This is a genomic window from Maribrevibacterium harenarium (genome assembly GCF_006385675.1).
Taxonomy (GTDB): Bacteria; Pseudomonadota; Gammaproteobacteria; order Pseudomonadales; family Marinomonadaceae; genus Marinomonas; species Marinomonas harenarium.
On record NZ_VFRR01000010.1, the window covers coordinates 37,564 to 59,752 of the forward strand.

General features: G+C 49.7%; 17 protein-coding genes. 10 read left to right on the forward strand and 7 right to left on the reverse strand.

The genetic code is table 11. The annotated features are described in order from the left end of the window. Positions 1-5: 5 nt before the first annotated feature. Positions 6-980, reverse strand: a complete 975-nt coding sequence (locus FJM67_RS06785; RefSeq protein ID WP_235890003.1) for a histone deacetylase family protein — start codon at positions 978-980, stop codon at positions 6-8. A gap of 183 nt (positions 981-1,163) precedes the next feature. Between FJM67_RS06785 and FJM67_RS06790 the strand changes: the two genes are divergently transcribed. Continuing rightward, positions 1,164-1,616, forward strand: coding sequence for a YbjN domain-containing protein (locus tag FJM67_RS06790; protein WP_181161443.1), 453 nt, complete (start codon positions 1,164-1,166; stop codon positions 1,614-1,616). 120 nt (positions 1,617-1,736) lie between these two features. Here the strand turns inward: FJM67_RS06790 and FJM67_RS06795 are convergent, their stop codons facing one another. The 4 genes from FJM67_RS06795 to FJM67_RS06810 all read right to left on the reverse strand — a co-directional run bounded on the left by FJM67_RS06795 (position 1,737) and on the right by FJM67_RS06810 (position 7,151). Continuing rightward, entirely contained in the window at positions 1,737-2,756 is a 1,020-nt protein-coding gene (locus tag FJM67_RS06795) for a hypothetical protein (RefSeq protein ID WP_140588032.1), read from the reverse strand. Positions 2,757-2,820: 64 nt separating this feature from the next. Further along, positions 2,821-3,501 (reverse strand): response regulator, encoded by a 681-nt coding sequence (locus FJM67_RS06800; RefSeq protein WP_235890004.1) that lies wholly within the window; start codon positions 3,499-3,501, stop codon positions 2,821-2,823. A 37-nt stretch (positions 3,502-3,538) separates the two neighbouring features. Then, complete coding sequence (locus FJM67_RS06805; protein WP_140588033.1) at positions 3,539-5,620, reverse strand: sensor histidine kinase; 2,082 nt, start codon at positions 5,618-5,620, stop codon at positions 3,539-3,541. Positions 5,621-5,771: 151 nt separating this feature from the next. Next, the gene (locus FJM67_RS06810; protein WP_140588034.1) at positions 5,772-7,151 is read right to left on the reverse strand and encodes a formimidoylglutamate deiminase; all 1,380 of its coding nucleotides are present in this window, start codon (positions 7,149-7,151) and stop codon (positions 5,772-5,774) included. Between the two features lie 113 nt (positions 7,152-7,264). Between FJM67_RS06810 and hutC the strand changes: the two genes are divergently transcribed. From hutC to FJM67_RS06840, 6 genes are all read left to right on the forward strand, one after another. Beyond that, positions 7,265-8,020: a histidine utilization repressor gene (hutC, locus tag FJM67_RS06815; RefSeq protein WP_140588035.1), complete on the forward strand. Its 756-nt coding sequence runs from the start codon at positions 7,265-7,267 to the stop codon at positions 8,018-8,020. Between the two features lie 147 nt (positions 8,021-8,167). Further along, complete coding sequence (gene hutU, locus FJM67_RS06820) at positions 8,168-9,847, forward strand: urocanate hydratase (RefSeq protein ID WP_140588036.1); 1,680 nt, start codon at positions 8,168-8,170, stop codon at positions 9,845-9,847. Positions 9,848-9,864: 17 nt separating this feature from the next. Next, entirely contained in the window at positions 9,865-11,400 is a 1,536-nt protein-coding gene (gene hutH, locus FJM67_RS06825; protein ID WP_140588037.1) for a histidine ammonia-lyase, read from the forward strand. Between the two features lie 24 nt (positions 11,401-11,424). Further along, a complete protein-coding gene (gene hutI / locus FJM67_RS06830) occupies positions 11,425-12,657 on the forward strand; it encodes an imidazolonepropionase (RefSeq protein ID WP_140588038.1) in 1,233 nt (410 codons plus the stop codon). Next, complete coding sequence (gene hutG, locus FJM67_RS06835) at positions 12,654-13,469, forward strand: N-formylglutamate deformylase (protein WP_140588039.1); 816 nt, start codon at positions 12,654-12,656, stop codon at positions 13,467-13,469. Before hutI ends, hutG begins: the two co-directional genes overlap by 4 nt. Positions 13,470-13,560: 91 nt before the next feature. Next, the gene (locus FJM67_RS06840) at positions 13,561-15,324 is read left to right on the forward strand and encodes a DUF5666 domain-containing protein (RefSeq protein ID WP_140588040.1); all 1,764 of its coding nucleotides are present in this window, start codon (positions 13,561-13,563) and stop codon (positions 15,322-15,324) included. A 76-nt stretch (positions 15,325-15,400) separates the two neighbouring features. Here the strand turns inward: FJM67_RS06840 and FJM67_RS06845 are convergent, their stop codons facing one another. Together FJM67_RS06845 and FJM67_RS06850 are read right to left on the reverse strand one after the other, a co-directional pair. After that, positions 15,401-16,165, reverse strand: coding sequence for a hypothetical protein (locus FJM67_RS06845; RefSeq protein ID WP_140588041.1), 765 nt, complete (start codon positions 16,163-16,165; stop codon positions 15,401-15,403). Between the two features lie 125 nt (positions 16,166-16,290). Next, positions 16,291-16,851, reverse strand: coding sequence for a hypothetical protein (locus tag FJM67_RS06850; RefSeq protein ID WP_140588042.1), 561 nt, complete (start codon positions 16,849-16,851; stop codon positions 16,291-16,293). 263 nt (positions 16,852-17,114) lie between these two features. Between FJM67_RS06850 and FJM67_RS06855 the strand changes: the two genes are divergently transcribed. The 3 genes from FJM67_RS06855 to FJM67_RS06865 are packed head-to-tail and all read left to right on the forward strand — an operon-like array spanning position 17,115 to position 21,891. Next, positions 17,115-18,356, forward strand: coding sequence for a sugar MFS transporter (locus tag FJM67_RS06855; protein ID WP_140588043.1), 1,242 nt, complete (start codon positions 17,115-17,117; stop codon positions 18,354-18,356). A gap of 57 nt (positions 18,357-18,413) precedes the next feature. Further along, a complete protein-coding gene (locus FJM67_RS06860) occupies positions 18,414-20,513 on the forward strand; it encodes a sensor histidine kinase (RefSeq protein ID WP_140588044.1) in 2,100 nt (699 codons plus the stop codon). 7 nt (positions 20,514-20,520) lie between these two features. Further along, entirely contained in the window at positions 20,521-21,891 is a 1,371-nt protein-coding gene (locus FJM67_RS06865) for a sigma-54-dependent transcriptional regulator (RefSeq protein WP_140588045.1), read from the forward strand. The last annotated feature ends 298 nt before the right edge of the window (positions 21,892-22,189 follow it).

Consider the following 22,189-nt stretch of genomic DNA (forward strand, 5'->3'; position numbering starts at 1 on the left):
GACTGTTACAGTCCCTTTGGTTCGCCTGAGTGGGTTAACACCTTCTCAGGCGTTTTTTTATTATCATGCTTAAACTGTTGCCATACTTGGTTTGCCGCTTGGTGCAACAATCCATGACGCCTTGCGACCTTAGCGTGATCATGATCGTAACCGCCACCAATCACACAGGCGGTAGAGATGTTGGCTTGCATCAAGCTCGTCAGTATGTAGTGATCGCGGGCGAGAATACCGGCATCGGTTAACATCACATGTCCTAAGCGGTCATCTTGATGTACATCGGCTCCGGCATCGTATAACACGAAGTCTGGTCGGTGGGTTTCGAGTAAGGTAGGTAGATTTTGCTTAACGATCTCTAGATAAGCGTCGTCGTCACAGCCTTTGGGAATAGGGATATTGATACCACCTGACTGTTTCTCCATTGGATAATTGTCTTCGCAATGGAAAGAGACGGGAATGATTGCAGGGTTATGCTCGAAAAAGGCCACCGTACCATCCCCTTGGTGTACATCGCAGTCCACAATCATGACCTTGCTAGCCTTGTCGGAACGAACCAATTCCACCGCCGTTACAGCGAGATCGTTAAAGATGCAGAAGCCTGCGCCACGATCAGGGAAAGCATGATGAGTGCCGCCAGCCAAATGGCATGCCAAACCATGCTCCAATGCTAATTGGGCGGTCAACAGCGTCCCCGATACCGCTCGCAAGGTACGCTCCACTAGCCACTCGCTCCAGGGCAGACCAATGTCTTTCTCTTCTTGCTGGGTGAGTTGCCCGCGAATAAAACGCTGCACATAGGCCGGATCATGGGCATTCATTAAAACGCTTAAAGACAGTGGCCCCGGTTCATAGACATTCTCGTCGGTCAAAATCCCAGTCGTTCGCAAATGCTCCGCCAATAGCCGAAATTTTGCCATGGGAAAGCGATGGCGCTCTGGGAACGGGATACTATAGTGGGAGTGGAATACCAGTGGTAGTTGCAAGGTGTTCGCTTCATTTAGATTCAGACCGCATAACTTAGCAAATAATTTTTATTGTTGCATGAAGCAATCTTCCTTCGACCCATTGGTGTATTTATCCGACACTAAATGATATATATCAGTCCAATCTTATATAAAATCGTCCAAACTGAGTCAATCTGCACTCATTTACTAGAAGGTACCCCTATGCGCTTACTTTTTATCCTAGTCGCTGGCTTTGTTAGTCTCGTTTCGACCATGGCATCAGCGGACGAGCAAGTTAGAGATCGTTTTGCTGATCATCAATTGGTCCAATTATTAGAGGAAGACGGCTACACCAGTGTGTCTATGGCTGATGATGGTTATATCCGTGTCCGAGTAGATGGGGATACCATGTACCTTTTGAACTTAGAGGATGGGGACCTGCAAGCCTACTACGTAGTGAGCGGTGTGGGTATTTCCTACGCTGATATCAATGAATGGAATAAAACCCGTCGTCTATCTCGGGCTTATCTTGATGATGACCGCGATCCGACACTGGAAGCAGATTTGCTATCCAATGGCGGGCTAACCGAGGCGAAAGTGACAGAGTTTTTCCACATCTTCACCGGTTCAGTTGATCAGTTTAAAGACTTCTTAGTTGACCATGATCGTAGCTAATTAGCTTCGTGGATACAGCAGGTCTAGATACCCGCTGTTTCCACTGTCCTATTTTAGGTTTAGAAATACGCCCTCTTGTCTTGTGGGGAGAGCAAGACAAGAGGGCGAAGTAAGGTGCGACTAGTTTGTGGATAAGCCGTCTACAATGCGGTTATTGGCTGCATCAATAGCTTTGAGAGCGCCGTATTCATAGTATTCAGGTGTGGCGACCACGGATATTTCCGTCGTTTTGGTAGAGCCTCCGGTGAAGAAGCCGACTGCAGAGCTCAGGGCATTGGCCGCTTTTTGACCATCGGAAGTGGTATCTTCGTTGCGTCCGTAAGCGCCGCCGACCACGATAGGTTCTTTCAGGCTGACAAAGCCGTTATCAGAGAAGGTGCCACCTAGGTCAACTAAGAACTGTGCCGCAGAGCCCGGCGTTACCTGGATTCCTTGGCCGAGGGTGACGGATGCGCTAAGTGTCGTACTAGGACCGCCGCTGGCGGGAACATCTTTGAAATAGTTCACTTCGTAGTCAGTGTCGGTATCGAAGTAAGCAAAATGCACGTTGTAGTTAACGGCAAAGACGGGTGCGCCAGCCGCTTCCGCTAATTCAGCAAAGGCATACGGCATGGGTTTTACCTGGTTTACTTGGTCTGGCACCATAAATACGCTTAACGGTTTCGCTGAGTAAGTGATTTCTTCAAGTGATGGTTTGCTTAGGAATCCGGACAATCCAGACGGTGTATAAGGTAGCGGTAATGCCTCTAAATCTTGCCAAGGTTTTAGCTTTTGCAGGTCGCTAACGGGCTTAACGTTGAACCCTTTTGCCGTTAGGTCTGCGACGAAGTCTTTATAGGCTTCATCGGCAATTTTCTGGAAGGTGCTTTCAGGAACCCCTGTTAAGCGAGCGCTAAGGATGCTTTTCGCGTATTCCGATGCACTGCGATTGCGGATCATCGGGCTAGTCGATTTGGACGACGCGGAATCTTTGGTCACGAAGGTGACTGCGAATTGGGCGATGTAAACATCTTTTTGGGTTTCGAGTGTGGCTGCGTTTTTGCTATTAAGCTGGTCGCTACTTCCGCCACCTGTTCCAGTAGAAGCACAACCAGTAAGTAAGGTAGCGATGCTGGCGGCGATAATGAGTTTAGATTTCATGTGTCTCTCCTTGCTAAAGTTATTTTAAACAATAGGAGAAGCACGAAGATTATCGCACCCCCATTCAGGGGGTATCGGTTGTGGAAATAATGCCTAGTTCGATGGCTTTGAGGGTGGCCTCGGCACGACTATTGATTTGTAATTTCTGATAGACGCTTTTGAGATAGCCACACGCCGTGTTGTATGACACGCCTAAAGCATTCGCCGCATCTTTGCAGCGATACCCCCTAGCGATCAATACCAAAATTTCCTCTTCTCTGGGGGTCAAGGAAGATGCTGGCGGCGGTGTCGGACGACGTAGTGACATGAGTACTTGCTGAGCAATGGAGCTAGATAGGGGCGGGCGACCAGCGAGTATACCCCGTAGGTTGTTGCAAAACTCCCCTTCTTCTTCGTCCTTGAGCAAGTAGCCATCGGCTCCCGCTGAAAGTGCTGGAAAAATATGCTCACTGTCATCAAAGATTGTCGTAATGATGCAATGACAGTTGGGAGAATAGGTCTTGAGAGGGCGAATTAATTCAGTGCCATTGCCATCTGGTAGGCCTAAATCGAGTAGGACGAGGTCCCAAGTGCGTTGTTTTATGGCTTCCTTGGCGGCAGCTAACGAAGCGACTGACATAATAGTGGGGGTAGTAAAGGCGTCCATGATGCGCCCGTAAAGCCAATCACGAATCTCCGGAATGTCTTCAACAATCAATACGTGTGAAATCGCTATCACATCTTTTTCCTCGCTTTTATCGTTCATAATCATAGCGAAATATATTGATTGTTTGCCCCCCAACTTAGGGGGAAGGTGCTAACGGGATGTCGACCTGAACACACCAAACGTGATTGCAATTCGATATCTGAACGTGTCCTTGTAGAATGGCGGTACGTTCGCGAATATGTTTGATCCCAAGTCCTGTCGCAACGTCAGTTGTATGCTCACTCGCACAGTTATTTTCGATCACTAGACTAAACGCATTGGATTGGCTGTTGATCGTCACGTTAATCCATTGTGTTGCCGGGTGGCGCAATGCGTTACTAAGACTCTCCTGTAGGATTTGCTCCAGATGTTCATGCTGTAGGCTGCCAAGATACGCAGGGCTGACATCATGGTGCCAATGAAGTGTGATGCCACATTCATTGCAGCGGCTTTGTGCCTTTTGCTGCCAATCTGCCACGGCAGTCATGATATTGACCGTCAGTAAGTGCCTGCCATTGAGAAGATTGCGCAAGTCTTGAATGGCCTCCCGTACCAGCGTGCGAGATTCCCCTGAGCTTTGGTGGAGCAGGCGTAATAATTTGGCGCCTAAGTCATCATGTAAGTCCCGTCGAATACGATGACGCTCCGCCATGACCCCCTCTTGCTTCGCTGTTTCAATATCTGCGATCAAAGAATGCAGAGCTAGGACGAGGTTCACTGTCTCGATATCTTGTCGATTAAAAATGCGTCTACCTTGATCTGGATGTTGTAACTGCAAAGTTTGTCCTTCTGGAAGCGCAACCCAGAGAGCTTCACCATTTGACGATAGTCGTGTGTCCGAAATTGAGTGTTCAAGACGCTGGTTAAGTGGTTTAAACACCGCCACCATGGCATCAATGAGCTGTTTATTACTGATTTTCTCATCCCGTTTTAAGAGCTGTGGCAGGGTTTCTCTGAGCCAATGATCTAGCCCTTGCTGTGGGCGGCTAAACAGTCGATTCCACAGCCATTGCCGCATTGGGAAATAGAACCAACCTACCATCGCTAAGGAAATTGCTAAACTGTTGGCTGCGTTGATGGATAACATAGAAATAAGCAGAAAATCACAGGCCAGAACAGCGACACCGCCGAGTAACCAGGACCAGATCGCCATCGACCAGCGTTGGATGTCGAATAGGCGAAACCGGATCACGGCAAACATGATGCCCACATACATAAACAAAAAAGTCGCTAGGAGTAGTGCCTGATCTGACGCTTCGGCAGTACCCAACAACACCGGGATAATCATCCCTGCGGTAAAAAATATTGTCCCCGATAAAATAGACAGTAACACCCAGGTGAGCACAACTCGCTCGCCGGGCTGGGCGCGGGTTCCATACCACTGAAAAGCGGAGCCTACTAGCCCAAACACAAATAGCACCATCACCCAAGCGTACATACCCTCTGCCGGTGACGGGGCAAATTTGCCAAGGTGAGTAATGAGATGTGCCAGATAAAGCACGGCAATGGTGACAATCGCCCATTTCCGTGGTTTTTGATTGGGGAAGTGCCACAAAAATAGGGCTAACGACGTCACAAACAATACCGTTCCCAAACCATTGATTCTCGATAGCCAAGCGAACCAACTGCCGTCGATAAAGGTATCTCGCGTGCTATAAATGGCGGCACTGGCAGCGGATAGGGCGTATCCCACACCTGTGCCACAAAAGGTAATGATCGCAAGTGTTTTGTGACTCGGCAGCCATACTAATAAACATATAATGGCAGCGCTCAACGCACATAGGGATTGCAGCCAAAATAGCCACGGCAGGTCAGCCAAGTGACGTTGCTTAAATTGGATGGCTATCGTGTTCTCTGAGAAATCGACAGCTTCCAGTTGATCACTGATTCCTGCTTGATATAGCTGGCGATGTTGGTCGAACAGCTCATCCATTGCCCTATAACTGGGTAACACGTCAGGCTCTTCCATGACGAGACTGCCCGTCGCGGGAACTTGCAGATCTCCCGCTAGGAAATAGCGAATTGGGTAGGAAGAGTTGTCACTGCCATGTTGGAGATGAAGTTGTCCATCAATGAGTGTTACTTGTCCGTCCAGCTTAGGCAAGGCAACAGCGCTGTAGATAAGCAGAGTAAACAACGCAAACAAAATGGCAACGCCAATAGCAACCGCTCGATACATGGATAGCCCCTGTGCTAATAACTCGACGTTGCTTGGTCTAATGGTAATCTTTTGTAACTAACGTCAAGTATTCGTCAAGGGTCTTACAAGCGCCAAGCGATTGCAACTTTTATCAACTGGTCAGAATAAGATCAGGTGTTGCTAATACGATCTATGGGTTGAAGTACTTCTTCACCACCTCGGCAAAGGCCAGATCCACTTCGTGCTCGTTGGTGTGAGCACCAGTGTTGATAACGCATTCTCCAGCTACGAAGACGTCTTTTATCGGGTTGTTGTTTAGTCCAAACAGCCAACGGTTAAGTAAATCTTGCGGTTTACTCCCATGGATAAAGGGTTCTGCTTCATCCCATACCATAAAGTCGGCGCGACAACCGACAGCGAGCCCCAGTTTTACACCACAGGCTTGGCTGCCGCCTTTTAGAGCTTGGTTAAACAGGTGGTCGCCGATGCGTTGTTGGCTGGGGCTGTTGGGATCATGGTTATAGAGGCAATTACGCTTACGTTCTTTGAGTCGTTGGCCGTATTCAAACCAGCGCAGTTCCTCTTGCAGCGAGGTGCTCACATGACTGTCGCTGCCAACGCCCCAGATGCCACCAGCCTGTTCAAATGCAACCGCAGGGAACAGTCCATCCCCGAGATTGGCCTCAGTGGTGGTGCAAATCCCCACCGTAGCGCCTGCGTTTGCTATCCCTTGCACTTCCTCTGGGGAAAGGTGGGTAGCGTGGATCAGTGCCCAGTGTTTGTTTATCTTGCATTCATCCAGTAGCCATTGCACCGGGCGTTTTTGGCTAAAAGTGAGGCAGTCATCCACTTCTTTGGTTTGCTCGGCGATATGGATGTGAATAGGTTGATTTTGGTGTAGTTCGCCAATCACAGTATGAATAGCATCGAAATCGGTGGCGCGTAAGGAATGAAAGCACAGCCCCATTTGATGTAGCGGGTAGCCTTGAACCTTTCGCTCATAAGCACGAAATTGCTCAATGTAGTTTTGGGTGGACTGAATAAAACGCCCTTGCCCGGAGTTAGGTGTTTGCTGTCCGAACCCCGAATACTGGTATAAAGCGGGCAATAATGTCACCCCCATACCGATTTTTTGCCCGGCGCGGAAAATGGCTTCACCAAGCTCTGTGACATTTGTGTAGGGGGTGCCATCCGGTTGATTATGAAGGTAATGGAACTCCGCCACATGGCTGAACCCGCCCTTTAGTAGCTCGATGTAGAGCTTGCTGGCGATGATTTCTAACTCGTCTGGCGAGAGCTCTGTCGCGGTTTGATACATTACATCCCGCCAACTCCAAAAACTGTCCTCCGGGTTGGTGGCGATTTCCGCCATGCCTGCCATCAGGCGTTGAAATGCGTGGGAGTGTAGATTCGCAACCGTAGGCAACACGGGGCCATCAAGGACGGTATCTGCTGTTGTCACATCGGCGTTAGGTGTGATTTCGATGAAAGTACCTTGATCGACAGTCAGCATAACATTATGGGCCCAGCCCTGTTCGAGGTAAGCCAATGGAGCAAAGTAGCGAGTCATAGTGTAATTACCTTGGTTCAAACTTTATAAATGTATATACAAGCTAATGTTTTTAAATACAAGCAACAAGGGTATACTTTTACTTTCTGCTTTAAGCTCAACTGGGAACCACCGTGGCTGATTCGACACCCTCTTTGCTGGATAACTTCTTTTCCGATTTGCCGGATACCCCTGCTCCCATCTATGCGCGCTTAAAGCAAGCGATCGCTCACAAAGTGGCATCTGGACAATGGCAACCAAACCAACGGGTGCCTTCGGAAGCGGAATGGGTGAAGGCACTGAATGTCAGCCGCATGACCGTTAATCGCGCCTTGCGTGAATTGACCGCAGAAGGTGTGCTGACCAGACAGCAAGGTTTGGGGACCTTTGTTGCACAGAAGAAGGCCCATTCGGCTTTGTTTGAAGTGCACAATATTGCCGAAGAAGTGGCGTCCCGCGGCGGTGTTTATCGTGCAGAGCAACTGCAACTTCTACGAGGTAAAGCGACGGTGGAAGAGGCGGTAAACCTTGGTATACGTACCAATCAGGAAATTTTCCGCTCGGTCATTTTGCACTTCGAAAATGACCTACCGATCCAGCTAGAAGAACGTACCGTGAACGCCGTGTTAGCTCCTGACTATGGCGCTCAAGACTTCACCCGTCAGACGCCTTATGTCTACTTGATGCAGGCTGCCCCCATGACCGAAGGAGAGCATTTGGTGGAAGCCGTCCTGCCCAATGAACGTGAATGCGATCTTCTTCAAATCAGTGAATCTGAGCCTTGTTTGCAAATCAAACGCCGCACTTGGTCTGGGGATCAAATAGTAACGGCAGCCCGTTTACTGCACCCTGGTAGCCGTTTCCAGCTGTTCGGACACTTTAGTCGCTAACCCAAGTCTCCTCGTCATTTGACTAGCTCAAGCAAAAAATACTTGCATCAGCAGGCGATCCCTTCTATTTTCTAAAAACAGCTTGTATATACATGTTTATAAAAACAAGCAATTGAACCGATAACAAGAACATCAGAAGGTATCCATATGACGGACCCACGCTATCGCCAAGGCGAAATTCGCGCCCCTCGCGGCACTCAACTCAATACGAAAAGCTGGTTAACCGAAGCGCCACTGCGCATGCTGATGAATAACCTCGACCCAGATGTGGCGGAAAACCCTGAAGCGCTGGTGGTATACGGTGGAATCGGGCGTGCAGCACGCAACTGGGAGTGTTACGACCAGATTGTGGCGACATTGAAGAACCTCGAAGACGATGAAACCTTGTTGGTGCAATCCGGTAAGCCGGTGGGTGTGTTCAAAACCCATTCAAACGCGCCTCGTGTCTTGATCGCCAATTCCAATCTCGTGCCACACTGGGCGAACTGGGAACATTTCAATGAGTTGGATGCCAAGGGTTTGGCTATGTATGGTCAGATGACCGCAGGCTCTTGGATTTACATCGGTAGCCAAGGCATCGTTCAAGGCACCTACGAAACCTTCGTCGAAGCCGGGCGTCAGCATTATGGTGGTGATTTGACGGGGCGTTGGATTCTGACCGCAGGGCTTGGCGGCATGGGCGGCGCGCAACCGCTTGCGGCAACCCTCGCCGGTGCTTGTTCTTTGAATATTGAATGTCAGCAAAGCCGCATCGATTTCCGTTTGCGTACCCGGTATGTGGATGAGCAAGCAACGGATCTGGACGATGCCTTGGCGCGTATCAAGCGTTACACCGCCGAAGGCAAAGCCATCTCCATCGCTCTTTGCGGCAATGCCGCTGACATTTTGCCGGAACTGGTGAAACGTGGCGTACGCCCAGATATGGTGACAGACCAAACTTCTGCCCATGACCCCCTAAATGGTTACCTACCGCAAGGTATGAGCTGGGAAGAATACAAAGACGCTGCACAGAAAGACCCTGCGGGCACCACGAAAGCCGCGAAGCAAACTATGGCGGTGCATGTGGCAGCCATGCTTGAGTTCCAAAAAATGGGCGTACCGACGTTTGACTACGGTAACAACATCCGCCAAATGGCGTTGGAAGAAGGCGTGGAAAACGCCTTTGACTTCCCAGGGTTTGTACCTGCCTACATTCGCCCACTGTTTTGCCGTGGTATCGGCCCGTTCCGTTGGGCGGCGTTGTCCGGCGACCCAGAAGACATTTACAAAACCGATGCCAAGGTCAAAGAGCTGATTCCTGACGATGAGCACCTGCATCACTGGCTTGATATGGCGCGAGAACGTATTCAGTTCCAAGGCTTACCGGCGCGAATTTGTTGGGTGGGACTTGGTCAACGGGCGAAACTTGGCCTAGCGTTCAATGAAATGGTACGTTCCGGCGAGCTGTCTGCGCCGGTAGTCATCGGTCGAGATCACCTCGATTCGGGCTCGGTGGCGAGTCCAAACCGAGAAACCGAAGGTATGCAAGACGGTTCCGATGCGGTCTCTGACTGGCCGTTGCTGAACGCCTTGTTGAATACGGCATCCGGCGCGACTTGGGTATCGTTACACCACGGCGGTGGTGTCGGAATGGGCTTCTCGCAACATTCTGGTGTGGTCATCGTCTGTGATGGCACCGACGCAGCAGCCGAGCGTATTGCCCGCGTGCTGCATAATGACCCGGCCACCGGCGTCATGCGTCACGCGGATGCGGGTTACGATATTGCCATTGATTGCGCGAAAGAGCAGGGTTTGCACCTGCCGATGATCACTACTCCAAACAAATAATGACGGACGAGAAGAACATGTTTGAACTGATTTTAAAACCAGGCCAATTGACCCTCGCGGATTTGCGCCAAATTAGCCGCCGTCATGTGAAGCTATCCCTTGCGCCGGAAGCGATTCCGGCGATTCATGCCAGCACCCAAGTGGTGGACGATGTGATTCGGGAAGATCGCACTGTTTATGGCATTAACACCGGCTTTGGGCTGTTGGCGAACACGCGTATTGCACCGGAAGATTTAGAAGAGTTGCAGCGCAGTATCGTGCTTTCCCATGCCGCCGGTACGGGGGAATTGATGGACGATACCACCGTGAAGATGGTCATGACCCTGAAAGTAAACAGCTTGGCTCGTGGTTTTTCGGGGATTCGTTTAGCGGTGATCGAAGCCCTCATTACCTTGATCAACAAAGAAGTGTACCCGTGTATTCCGAAAAAAGGCTCCGTTGGCGCGTCTGGGGATTTGGCACCTTTGGCACACATGAGTGCCGTTTTATTAGGTGAAGGCAAAGCCCGCTACAAAGGGGAAATTCTATCTGGACAGGCAGCGCTTGCTGTTGCCGGTCTAGAGCCGATTACCCTCGCGCCGAAAGAAGGCTTGGCATTGTTAAACGGCACCCAAGCGTCCACCGCTTTTGCGTTGGAAGGGCTATTTGAAGCGGAAGATTTGTTTGCGACGGCCATTACCTGTGGTTCTTTTTCGGTGGAAGCGGCACTTGGTAGTCGTCGCCCATTCGATGATCGCATCCACCAAGTGCGTGGCCACCAAACGCAAATCGATGTAGCGGCGGCTTATCGTCATTTATTAGGCGAAACCAGTGACATCGGCAGCTCCCACCAAGGCTGCGAAAAGGTACAAGACCCTTATTCGCTGCGCTGCCAGCCACAGGTTATGGGGGCGTGCTTGGAGCAAATTCGCAATGCGGCCAATACGTTGGTGGTGGAAGCTAACTCCGTATCCGACAACCCGTTGGTATTCGCCGAAGACGGGGACATTATCTCCGGCGGAAATTTCCATGCGGAGCCCGTCGCTATGGCGGCGGATAATCTCGCTCTCGCCATTGCCGAAATCGGCAGCTTGTCCGAGCGCCGTATGGCGTTGTTGATCGACAGCGGTTTGAGCAAACTGCCGCCATTTTTGGTGGATAATGGCGGCGTCAACTCGGGCTTTATGATTGCCCAAGTAACCGCGGCGGCGTTGGCAAGTGAAAACAAAACCTTCGCCCACCCGGCGTCTGTTGACAGCTTGCCAACCTCGGCCAACCAAGAAGACCACGTCTCTATGGCAACTTTCGCAGCGCGCCGTTTGCGTGATATGTCGGAAAACACCCGTGGGATTTTAGCTGTGGAACTATTGGCATCGGTTCAAGGTTTGGATTTCCGTGCACCACTGAAAACCACGCCGGTATTGGAGCAAGCCAAAGCTGAGCTGCGTTCCCATGTACCCTTCTACGATAAAGATCGCTACTTCGCGGCGGATATCGAAAAAGCCACGGATCTGATCAAAAGTGCCGCCCACAATGGTCTGATGCCAACTGGCTTGTTGCCAAGCTTGAACTAGTCGGGCGATTAACAGGAGCATGGTATGACAGACCACGACACAACATTCCAGTGGGATAGCCTTTGGCTGGGTGCCAATATTGCCACCATGAAAGGCGGGCAATATAACCTGATCGAGCAGGGTGCAATTGGTGTGCGCAATGGCCATATTGCGTGGATTGGCGTACAAGGCGACCTGCCGGAAGGCTATGAAGCCAAGCAAACCTATCACTTGGAAGGTGGCTTGATCACGCCCGGTCTCGTGGACTGTCATACGCACCTGATCTTTGGTGGTAATCGCGCCAATGAGTTTGAAATGCGGCTCAATGGCGCTAGTTACCAGGACATTGCCAATGCCGGTGGTGGCATTATTTCCTCGGTCAAAGCCACTCGCGCTGCCAGCGTGGCTGAACTGGTTGCAACGGCACAGCCTCGCTTAGCAAGCCTCATGGCCGATGGCGTCACTACGGTTGAAATCAAATCCGGCTATGGTCTCAACTTGCAAAGCGAGATAGATATGCTTCGCGCTGCCAAAGCTTTGCTAGACGCCAATCCGGTCGATGTGAAAACCACCTGTTTGGCCGCTCATGCCTTACCGCCGGAGTATGCGGGTCGTGCCGATGACTACATCAACTATCTGTGCGATGAGGTCTTGCCCAAAGTAGCGCAGCTTGGTTTAGCCGATGCGGTGGATGCGTTCTGTGAAGGCATTGGATTTTCCGTGGCTCAAACCGAGCGCTATTTCAACGCGGCGACCCAATTGGATTTGCCGGTGAAACTGCATGCCGAGCAGTTATCATCGCTGGGCGGTTCAACCATGGCGGCAGGCTTTCGTGCCTTGTCGGTGGATCATTTGGAATACGTGACCGAAGAGGATGTGCAGGCCATGGCCGCGGCGGGAACCGTGGCGGTGATTTTGCCCGGTGCATTTTACATGTTGCGGGAAACCCAAAAGCCTCCCATTGAACTCTTTCGCAAACACAAGGTGCCTATGGCCATCGCTACCGATGCCAACCCTGGCACCGCGCCGGTGTTGTCACTACGCTTAATGATGAACATGGCGTGTACCCTATTTGGCATGACGCCGGAGGAAGCTCTTGCTGGGGCAACGCTTTACGGGGCAAAAGCACTCGGGGTAGATCATCAAGTTGGCTCCCTAGAAGTGGGGAAAAAGGCTAACTTTATCCACTGGAATGTGAGTGCCCCCGGCGAACTAAGCTACTGGCTTGGCGGTCAACTGCTACAAAGACGAGTGTATTTAGGGGAGGTATCTGAATGACGAAAATGAGTGAAGCGGCATTCGAATTTGAACAGGGCGATTCACCGTTATTGGTGAGTATGCCCCATTCAGGGCTTCATCTCACCGATGAGGTAAAGGCTGGACTCACAGAACCGGCACAGGCTTTACCCGATACTGATTGGTATATACCTGAATTATATGGCTTTTTAGCTGAGCTAAACGTCTCTCGCATTTCGGCTAACTACTCTCGCTATGTGATCGATTTAAACCGCCCCTATGATGACAAGCCCTTGTATCAAACCAAAACCACCGGCTTGTTCCCCGACATTCTATTCGCTGACGAGCCCCTCTTTTTTGCGGGAAAAACACCTTCGCCAGAACATCGGGCATGGTGCAAGGAACACATTTGGCGTCCTTATCATCAAACCATCGCGAATGAGCTTGCGCGCTTAAAAGCCAAATTTGGCTACGCCATTTTGTTTGATGCCCACTCCATTGCTGCCGAAGTCCCTATGCTATTTGATGGCACCCTGCCGGACTTTAACTGGGGAACCAATGAAGGTAAGGCCTGTGATGAACGCCTTAGCGCAGCGGTTTCCTCCGTGATCGACACCGATTACAGCCAAGTTACCAATGGTCGCTTTAAAGGCGGCTACATCACCCGCCACTTCGGCCAACCTGCTGATCATATTCATGCTATCCAGCTAGAATTGTCTCAAGCGACTTACCTCGATTCCGAAGCAGCGAAGCACCATCAATACCAACTGGATGGGACGAAACTGCCTAAAATACAACAGCAGCTCAAAGACGTGATAGCGTCGATACGACTGATATCTTTGAGTGATGGTTAGGAAGTCCGGCAAAGGGCTGATCATTTAATGTTCAGTTAAGAGAGCTTTTCTACTTTGTATAAAACCTAATAACAAAAGTAGTGAGCTGAACATGTCAAAATATCTTCTTCGAGCAAAATGGCTGAAAGCCCATTGGGCGCTGTTGCCACTTACCTACACCTTAGTAGCCTGTAACCCTAACAGCACCAGTGATAGCACCACATCCCCGTCTGCTTACCAAGAGGATAGCGCTGAGGTAGCGGAGCAAGACAGTGATGCTGACGACAGTAAGGAAGGCATCGTTAGCCTCGCTATCACGGATAATCTGAGTACCGATTACGCGGAAGTGTGGGTGTCGGTTAAAGAAATTGATGTGAAAACTGGGGGGGATTCACAGACTTTGTACAAAAATTCAACGGGGCTAGCAGTCAATCTGAGTGAGCTAACGGATGTCAGCCAAGTGCTAAGTCAGTCATCCTTGCCGGTGGGAACCTATACGGATTTTTCCGTGACCTTAGGCACTGATGTGGTGTTGGTGGATGGCAATGGCGTTGTTACCAATGCAAAGTTAAGCAATAGTCAGACCGACGTAGAATGGCCCGTAAATGGGACTCTGGCCGTTGCTAGTGGTGCGGTCAGTCAACTGAGTTTGGACTTCAATCTTGCTCAGTTTAGTTATGACGCGAACACTAAGTTGGTGACGGGGGTGATTTCGCAGCTAGCGGACAGCGAATATCGTGCACCGTATGCTCATATGACGGGTACGCTATCGGCGGTGAACGGTTCTCAGTTGACGATTACGCCATTTAATAATGCGGTTCCTCTGACGGTAAATACCGATACGGCAACGCGTATTTACAACGGTCATGCCCTTTCTTCCTTAGATCAGCTTGTTGTTGGTGATCAGGTCGAATTTTATGGCCAATACAATGCCGACCAGAACACGATACTTGCCTATAAAATTGAAACCGATACCCGCTATGTACTAACCGGTGAAGTCTCAAGTGACACTGAACGAGGTAAAGTCGAAGGGATCATCCAATCCGTCGATGGCGAGACGCTGACACTAGACCTTAAACAGTCTGACCGATTGCCGACCCAAAACAGCATCACCATTAGCAATGTGTTGAATGCCAACTATAAAACGGGTTCATCGTCAGCGTTAGCGGCAAACCAATCGATTGAAGTGCGTGGTATGTGGACCACGACCGGCTTTTCTGCCTCGTTAATCGAAATCGAGGGCGCCTCCGATTCCGACCGTGAACACCAATATCAAGATAGTTATGTGGAGTTAAAGGGGGTGATCTCTGATCTAGGAACAGACCAAGCCACCTTGACCATCGCCGATGTGGAGCATTCTCAAACCTACACAATAGGGCAGACGGTGTCGCTCGATTTGTCTCAAGCTTGGTTTGAAAATGCAGATAAAACTTGTCTAACTGATGGGGCCTATGTGGAGGCAAAAGGCGCCGCGACGGACACTGGTTTGCAAGTTAATCGCTTAGAAATTAAAGCCGCTTGTCTTGGTCAAAATGGCGTGAGTCAATTGCATGATGAGTCTGAAAACGACGATGGCTCCGGCGACGACTATGACACCGAAAGCGATCATGATCGATACGTCTTAAATGACGTGTCCAATGACAACGACAGTCGTGCGGAGGTGGAAGGTATAGTTCAATCCATCAATGGCACAACCCTAACGATGACCGTGCGCAAGTATGAGCATATGACGTTGGCGCAAAACACCGTCACGGTGAATGTGAGCAGTGCTTGGTATGACGACGGCCCAGCCAGTAACCTAGCCGTTGGACGTTATATCGAAGTGAAAGGGACTTGGGATGGTTCTAGCATGAGCGCCAGAAAAGTGTCTTTTTAATCAGTGAAATCTTTATTAAGAAAAATGGCTCATGTCGTGAGCCATTTTTTTATCTCCACGTCTTGATGTTCTTTTCTTATTGTCGGAGTTGAACATGATGAATGGCGGAAGCGTTGAATAGATAGGCATCCAAGTAGGTGTAAGTCTCATCCTGAGTCTGTTGCATGTAGCCGGTGTAACTACCGTTGTGTGAACTGTCCACACAGTTAGATAGGTCGGCGTTCAGATAGAACTCCGCGTAACGGTATAGATTCGTTTGAGTTTCTAATTTGATAGTACAGTTCGATTCGATTGCTCGAATGGTGCTGTCGCCATCACTCAAATTCACCGCATTGGATGACGAACCGACGTACTCATACCAGCGCCCATCCAAGTCGTAGTAATCCACATCTTGCCTAAAACTGCTGTTTTTAGTGTTATCTAGACTCATAGTGAAACTGACATCGACGTAGATATTGCTGGTATCGAGGTTGGATTTAATCGTGCCGCGAAATTGAGATTCGGAGATGGTCAGTTTGCTATCAAGGGAGTGACGCGTACCGTTGGCGTGATAGTAAAGGGTGCCAGCAGCTTCCCCGTCAGCATTCCAATCCAAGTCACCGTAGATTATCTCCCCATCGTTTTTAGTCAAAATGACCATCCCGGATTCGCTGACAAAGCCAGACCAGGATTTTGTCGTCGTTTGAATTTCTACGTTAATGACTTCTTTCTCGGTCGCCGAGCCAGACCAAAAACCAATGGCTGCGATGGGCAAGGAGTAATCGACGCTTTCTTGTGACGTGTTGGTACTGACACAGCCAGTTAACAGCAAAATGAGTGGGGCAAGGTAACGGGTGAACATACTGTCCTCGATAATCCTAAAGAGAGAACAGTATGCCATATCTACTACGCAACCTAGGGATGTAGTGGCTTCTAGGTGGAGTTTATTGATTTAACGCAATTTGCAAAGTGCTAAAGGAACCAAGATTAAAGCTTGTAACCCACCGACGCGCCTAGCATCACGCCATTTTCCACGCTTGGGTGAATGGTGTAACGGCTAAACAGGTATAGCTCGACCCCTTGAGACTCGATGGAAAAGCCAAGTTCTGGGTAGACGGCAGCGAACATATCCGACTTACAGAACGCATCTTGCTCGCCTTCATCATCACATTCGTTGCTAGCGATGTAGGCACCAAAGCCGACCATAGGGCGTGCGGAGAAATCAGGGTTAAAGTTACCGATGGCATACAACAATGAGCCCGTGGCACCGAAGTTTAAACCCTCAAAAAAGTCGCCGCCGGTGTGAAACATAGTTACTGCCCCACGGCCCGACCAGTTGTCATCGAATAAAACGCGAAGACCTGATTCCAAGCCCCAAAGATCCACATCGTCAGAGGTTTCATTGAAGGCGCTGGCAAAGAAGAAGGTATTTTCTGGCTGGAAATCTTCCGATGGCATGGGTGGTTCAAATACGTCCTCGGCAAAAGCGGTAGAAGAAAGAGCGAGGCTAGCCGCTACAGCGGAGGAAACAAGTAATTTGCGAAGCATAAAGATGCCCTTTTCTGACTTTGATGATAGGTATAGTGTCACGTTTCTTGCTCAATTCGTCCACCGATTTCATTGTTGCAAATATTACATCGGTAACAGGCTAAGTAACCCTATGCAAGGTAGGGTTACATTCAAGCTAAAATTATGCAGCTTTAAGGGATATTAAACTCTAAAAGTCACTGATTTTGCTAAGTTTTTTGTTTTCTGCATTATCATCCCCGACCGCTTTTTCATCCCAACACTATGAATAACAGGTCGGCGTTATGCATGTACAAAATACGGCTCCGGTTGCGGGCAATGTAGGTTCTGGTCAGCGTTTTGCTCTCGTGGCACTGACGTCTCTTTTCTTTATGTGGGGCTTTATAACGTCCCTCAACGATATTTTGATTCCTCACTTGAAAGCGGTGTTCTCTCTGAATTACACCCAAGCTATGTTGACCCAATTCTGCTTTTTTGGCGCTTACTTTTTGGTGTCGATTCCAGCGGGTAATTTGGTGAAAAAAGTCGGGTTTCAGAAAGGTTTGGGCATCGGCTTGATGATCGCTGCTGCGGGTTGTTTGCTGTTTATCGCCGCGGCGAAAGTACAGACTTATTGGGTGTTCCTCACAGCCTTGTTTGTGTTGGCCTCCGGCATCACGATTTTGCAGGTCGCCGCTAACCCGTTAGTGACCATAATGGGGCCAAGTGAGACCGCATCGAGCCGTCTTACTATGACACAGGCCTTTAATTCGTTGGGAACTACGGTAGCACCTATTATCGGTAGTGTGTTGATCTTCTCGGCTGTTACTGAGTTTGCTACCGAGACCGCAGAAGCGGAAAGCGTCATTGTGCCTTACTTTGGTTTGGCGATAACTCTGATTGTTTTGGCGCTGATTTTTACCCGTATTTCTTTGCCAACACCGGAATTAGAAGAGGAGCAGGATGGCCACATAGTCTCTTCAGAGAAACCGCTTACGGACTACCGTCATTTGATTTTAGGGGTGGTAGCTATCTTTATGTATGTGGGGGCAGAGGTCTCTATCGGCAGTTTCTTAGTGAATTTCTTCGGTTTAGAGGACATTGCCGGTCTGCCGGAATCCAGTGCCGCCCATTACATCGCGTATTACTGGGGTGGTGCTATGGTAGGGCGTTTCGCCGGTGCCATTTTGATGCAAAAAATCGACGCCGGTAAACTACTAGCTGTCAACAGTGTGATGGCTGCGGTACTGATCGCGATCGCCATTGCCAGCTCTGGTTGGGTGGCTATGTGGGCGATTTTGCTGGTAGGGCTGTGTAATTCCATCATGTTCCCGACCATCTTTAGCTTGGCTCTAAAAGGACTTGGTGTGAATACCAGCCGCGGTTCAGGTTTGCTGTGTTTGGGTATCGTGGGTGGTGCGATTGTGCCAGTGATACAAGGGGCATTTGCCGACACCATCGGCCTACAATTGTCCTTTGCTCTACCGCTTTTGTGCTACTTGTACATCGCTTACTACGGCGTGTCTGGGGCCAAAGTACGCCACTAAACTTCCTCCGTTTCGTGTATGCTGTGACCTTGCTTAGTACAATAACAAGGTCACACTATGCTCTTGAAAACCAGCAAGCGCGTTGTCTGGATAGGCTTCGCTTGGTGTCTCGCCTCGGTGTTAATAGGCATCGGGGTAGGCAAGGTTACGAAAGACTTCGGCTATCAAGCGCTCCATGGCGAAGCCGCTGATCGCCTGTTGGCATCGATTCACCGGGTGCGCGGTGCGCTCAATGCCTATCATTATTTGCCTTTTCTACTGACTCAAAACGAGGATGTGGTTGCCCTGACCCAGCAGTCGGAAGGGGGCGCAACGGCAACGTTGGCGCAGAAGGTATCCCGCTATTTAGAGCAAACCAACTTGGTGGCTGGGGCGTCGGGACTGTTTATTGTCAACCATGCTGGCCGTACAGTGGCTTACAGTAATTGGCGCGACCAGCAATATACCCAGCCCAATGAATTTGCCCAGTTACCCATCTTTGAGCTGACTAAACGGGGAGAAGAAGGACGCTTCTATGATAATCAGTTGGGCGAGCAGGCTTATTATTATCTTTCCGCTCCGATTTATAACCATTCCCGTTTTGTTGGTGCTGCGATTGTACGCATCGAATTAGAGCGTTTACTACCAGATAGTCCGGCCGATGAGTTGTTTGCTATCAGCGATGATAAACAACGGATTTTTATCGCCTCTCCAAGGCGCTGGATCGGCCAAGAGCGGGGGCGTATCGCCCAACAGTCCGAGGTCAGTTTGCCCAATGGCGCCCAAGTGCAGATGTGGACCATCGAGCATCAGCATTATCTTACCCATAAGGTGCGCCTAGATGATTTAGGCTGGACGTTTACTACCCTAATTTCTGCCAAAGCCAGTGAACGTTATGCGGATTTGTTGGCAGTGCTGTCCACCGCAGGCCTATGGATCTTAGGTATTTTGCTATTGTACTTGCGTGAACGTCGCTTAAAGCAGCTTTCTCAGCAGGAGACTCGCGCCGCATTAGCACGCAATGAGGAGCAACAGCGCTCCATTATCAGCAATGCCGAAGTAGGGTTACTGACCCTAAACCAGCTTGGTCAGATTCGCTTTATTAACCCCAAAGCTGCCCAGCAATTCAATCAAGCGCCAGAGCATCTGATTGGTCAGACATTGTCGGAGCTATTGCTTGATGTTCCGATTGGTTCAACCCTGGCGGCGGCCTTGAACAGCATCGGCAAAGATCAATTTTCAGGTGTAGCAGGGGTTGAAGCGGTAGCGTTGCGGGCGCCAGATACTCAGTTTCCGGCGTTAATTTCCTTGCGGGAAATGCAACATAATCCCCAATTTGAATACTTGGCCACTATTGTCGATATCAGTCGTCGCAAGCACTTGGAGCAAGCCCTGTTAGATATGAATGAATCCCTGGAGCACAAGGTACAGGAACGTACCTTAGCTCTACAAAATGCTCAACAAGAACTGATTCAAACCAGCAAAATGGCGGCCCTTGGGCGTATGTCCACCGCTATTGTGCATGAACTAAACCAGCCATTGACCGCCATGCGCACTTACATTGCCATTAGCCGCCAGTTACTTAGTGAACCGGAATTACTGGCGGAAAATCTAACTTTGTTAGAAGACTTAACCCAACGGATGGCGGTGATTACGGCTCAGTTGAAAACCTTCGCCTATAAGAAACCAGCAGCGGTGACGCCAGTGTCGATTCAGACCGCATTGGCACAGACGCTACTGTTATTGCGTAAACGGCTAGAAGAAGAACACATCCAGTTAGAGACAGAGATAGCGGAAAACCACTGGGTTATGGGGGACAATGCGCGCCTAGAACAGGTGTTAGTTAACTTACTGACCAATGCCTGCGATGCTTTACAGGGGCGATACAACAAACAAATTCAAATCGCCAGCCAATCAGTAGGTAGCGACGCAATTTGTCTGACCATCTTTGATAACGGTTCAGGCATTGAGGAAACCAGTCGTGAGCACTTATTTGAGCCGTTTTATACTACCAAGCCCATGGGCAGCGGGCTTGGTTTGGGGCTGGCCATCGTGGCCGCTATCGTACGGGATTTACATGGTACGATTCAGCCCATAGACTCCCCTCTTGGTGGGGCGGGCTTCGCTATTACACTGCCAGCGGCCAACCTCAACTCCGATATCGTGATAGAAGAATAAAATACCTATGCCAGTACCCTATACCGGAACCGTTTTGCTCGTTGATGATGACCCCATGATTCGTAAAGCCACAGAAAAGTGGCTACAGATGGCTGGGTTAACGGTTATTTGTGCCGATTCCGCCGAGCAGGCCTTGCCTCATCTGAACGATGCTTTCCCCGGTATTTTGCTAACAGATGTGAAAATGCCTGGTATGAGTGGCCTAGAGCTGATGCAGGCGGCCCATGAGCGTATTCCAGATTTGCCAGTGATTCTGGTTACGGGGCACGGGGATATTGATATGGCCATTCAGGCCATGCGAGATGGTGCCTATGACTTTATCGAAAAGCCATTTGTGCCAGAACGATTGGTAGAAACCTTAATTCGAGCCTGTGATAAACGGGCACTGATGCTGGAAAACTCCCGTTTACAGACCGACCTTGCAGCGCGTTCAGGGATAGACGGCAAAATTATTGGTTTTTCCCCTGCCATAACCCGTCTCAAGCGGGAGTTATTGGCTGCCGCGGAAATGGATACCAATGTCATTATTTACGGCGAAACTGGCAGCGGTAAAGAATTGGTTGCCCAGTGTTTACACGAGTTTAGTCCAAGAAAAACCAAGCGTTTTGTTCCGATCAATTGTGGCGCCATCCCAGAACACTTGATCGAAAGTGAATTATTTGGCCATGAGGCCGGGGCGTTTACCGGCGCGGCGAAACGTCGTATTGGCAAATTTGAGCACGCCGATGGTGGCACCTTATTTCTCGATGAAATAGAAAGCACCCCAGCCCATTTACAGATCAAAATCTTACGCGCTCTGCAGGAAGGGCAAATCGAGCGCTTGGGTGCCAACCAAACTATACCAGTAAATATTCGGGTGATTGCCGCTTCCAAGGCGGATTTACGAGACGATGAGAACTTCCGGCAGGACTTGTTTTACCGTCTTAACGTGTCCCAATTATATATACCGCCCCTGCGTGAACGCACGGAAGATGTTCCGCTGTTATTCATGCATTACGTGAATCAGGCAGCGACGGAACGGGACAAAGAAAGTCGCCAACTAAGTGTTCAGGATGAAAAAGTCCTACGCAGTCATCAGTGGCCAGGGAATGTGCGCGAACTCAAAAATATCGCCATTCGTTTTGCTCTAGACAGTCGCGCGAGTCTGGCCGACCTTGTGAGTGGTCAACCTGCGATAAGCTATGCGGACGAAGTGGAGCATCGACCACTGCCTCTAGCCATTCAAGTGGCAGCATTTGAAGCGGAAGTTCTTAAGCGTGCTTTGCATCGCCACCAAGGCAATATTAAAGCGGTCATGGATGAGTTAGACCTACCACGGCGTACGCTAAATCAGAAAATGACCCGCTATGGGCTTAACCGTAGTGATTTCACCGGGTAAATCCTACCAACTACCTACATCGGCAAAAATTGGCTTATGCGTACCTTTAGAGGGTAAAAACCGCTGGTCAGTTTGGTTGTTAAGCTCCTAACTTCGCTGTTGATGGGCGAAATAGGCCAAATTTTGCTTATCCAACTCCCTTGTTATCGGCATAAAATGGCTCATTGGTGCGTTACTATTCGGCGAAATTATTCAATTTTTTATTTATAAATCAGTGTCTTATGAGGATTTTTTAGTATTGGCACTGCCTTTGCCTAGTAAAGCCTATCTGAACGCACTGTAAGGTGCTCGGACTCCT

Bases quoted from the DNA above. Each gene is read 5' to 3' on its own strand.
- hutG (WP_140588039.1), top strand. From the start codon at position 12,654: ATGACGAAAATGAGTGAAGCGGCATTCGAATTTGAACAGGGCGATTCA.
- FJM67_RS06865 (WP_140588045.1), top strand. From the start codon at position 20,521: ATGCCAGTACCCTATACCGGAACCGTTTTGCTCGTTGATGATGACCCC.
- FJM67_RS06805 (WP_140588033.1), bottom strand. From the start codon at position 5,620: ATGTATCGAGCGGTTGCTATTGGCGTTGCCATTTTGTTTGCGTTGTTT.
- FJM67_RS06800 (WP_235890004.1), bottom strand. From the start codon at position 3,501: ATGAACGATAAAAGCGAGGAAAAAGATGTGATAGCGATTTCACACGTA.
- FJM67_RS06840 (WP_140588040.1), top strand. From the start codon at position 13,561: ATGTCAAAATATCTTCTTCGAGCAAAATGGCTGAAAGCCCATTGGGCG.
- FJM67_RS06845 (WP_140588041.1), bottom strand. From the start codon at position 16,165: ATGTTCACCCGTTACCTTGCCCCACTCATTTTGCTGTTAACTGGCTGT.
- FJM67_RS06855 (WP_140588043.1), top strand. From the start codon at position 17,115: ATGCATGTACAAAATACGGCTCCGGTTGCGGGCAATGTAGGTTCTGGT.
- FJM67_RS06795 (WP_140588032.1), bottom strand. From the start codon at position 2,756: ATGAAATCTAAACTCATTATCGCCGCCAGCATCGCTACCTTACTTACT.
- FJM67_RS06850 (WP_140588042.1), bottom strand. From the start codon at position 16,851: ATGCTTCGCAAATTACTTGTTTCCTCCGCTGTAGCGGCTAGCCTCGCT.
- FJM67_RS06860 (WP_140588044.1), top strand. From the start codon at position 18,414: ATGCTCTTGAAAACCAGCAAGCGCGTTGTCTGGATAGGCTTCGCTTGG.
- hutH (WP_140588037.1), top strand. From the start codon at position 9,865: ATGTTTGAACTGATTTTAAAACCAGGCCAATTGACCCTCGCGGATTTG.
- FJM67_RS06790 (WP_181161443.1), top strand. From the start codon at position 1,164: ATGCGCTTACTTTTTATCCTAGTCGCTGGCTTTGTTAGTCTCGTTTCG.
- hutU (WP_140588036.1), top strand. From the start codon at position 8,168: ATGACGGACCCACGCTATCGCCAAGGCGAAATTCGCGCCCCTCGCGGC.
- FJM67_RS06810 (WP_140588034.1), bottom strand. From the start codon at position 7,151: ATGACTCGCTACTTTGCTCCATTGGCTTACCTCGAACAGGGCTGGGCC.
- hutI (WP_140588038.1), top strand. From the start codon at position 11,425: ATGACAGACCACGACACAACATTCCAGTGGGATAGCCTTTGGCTGGGT.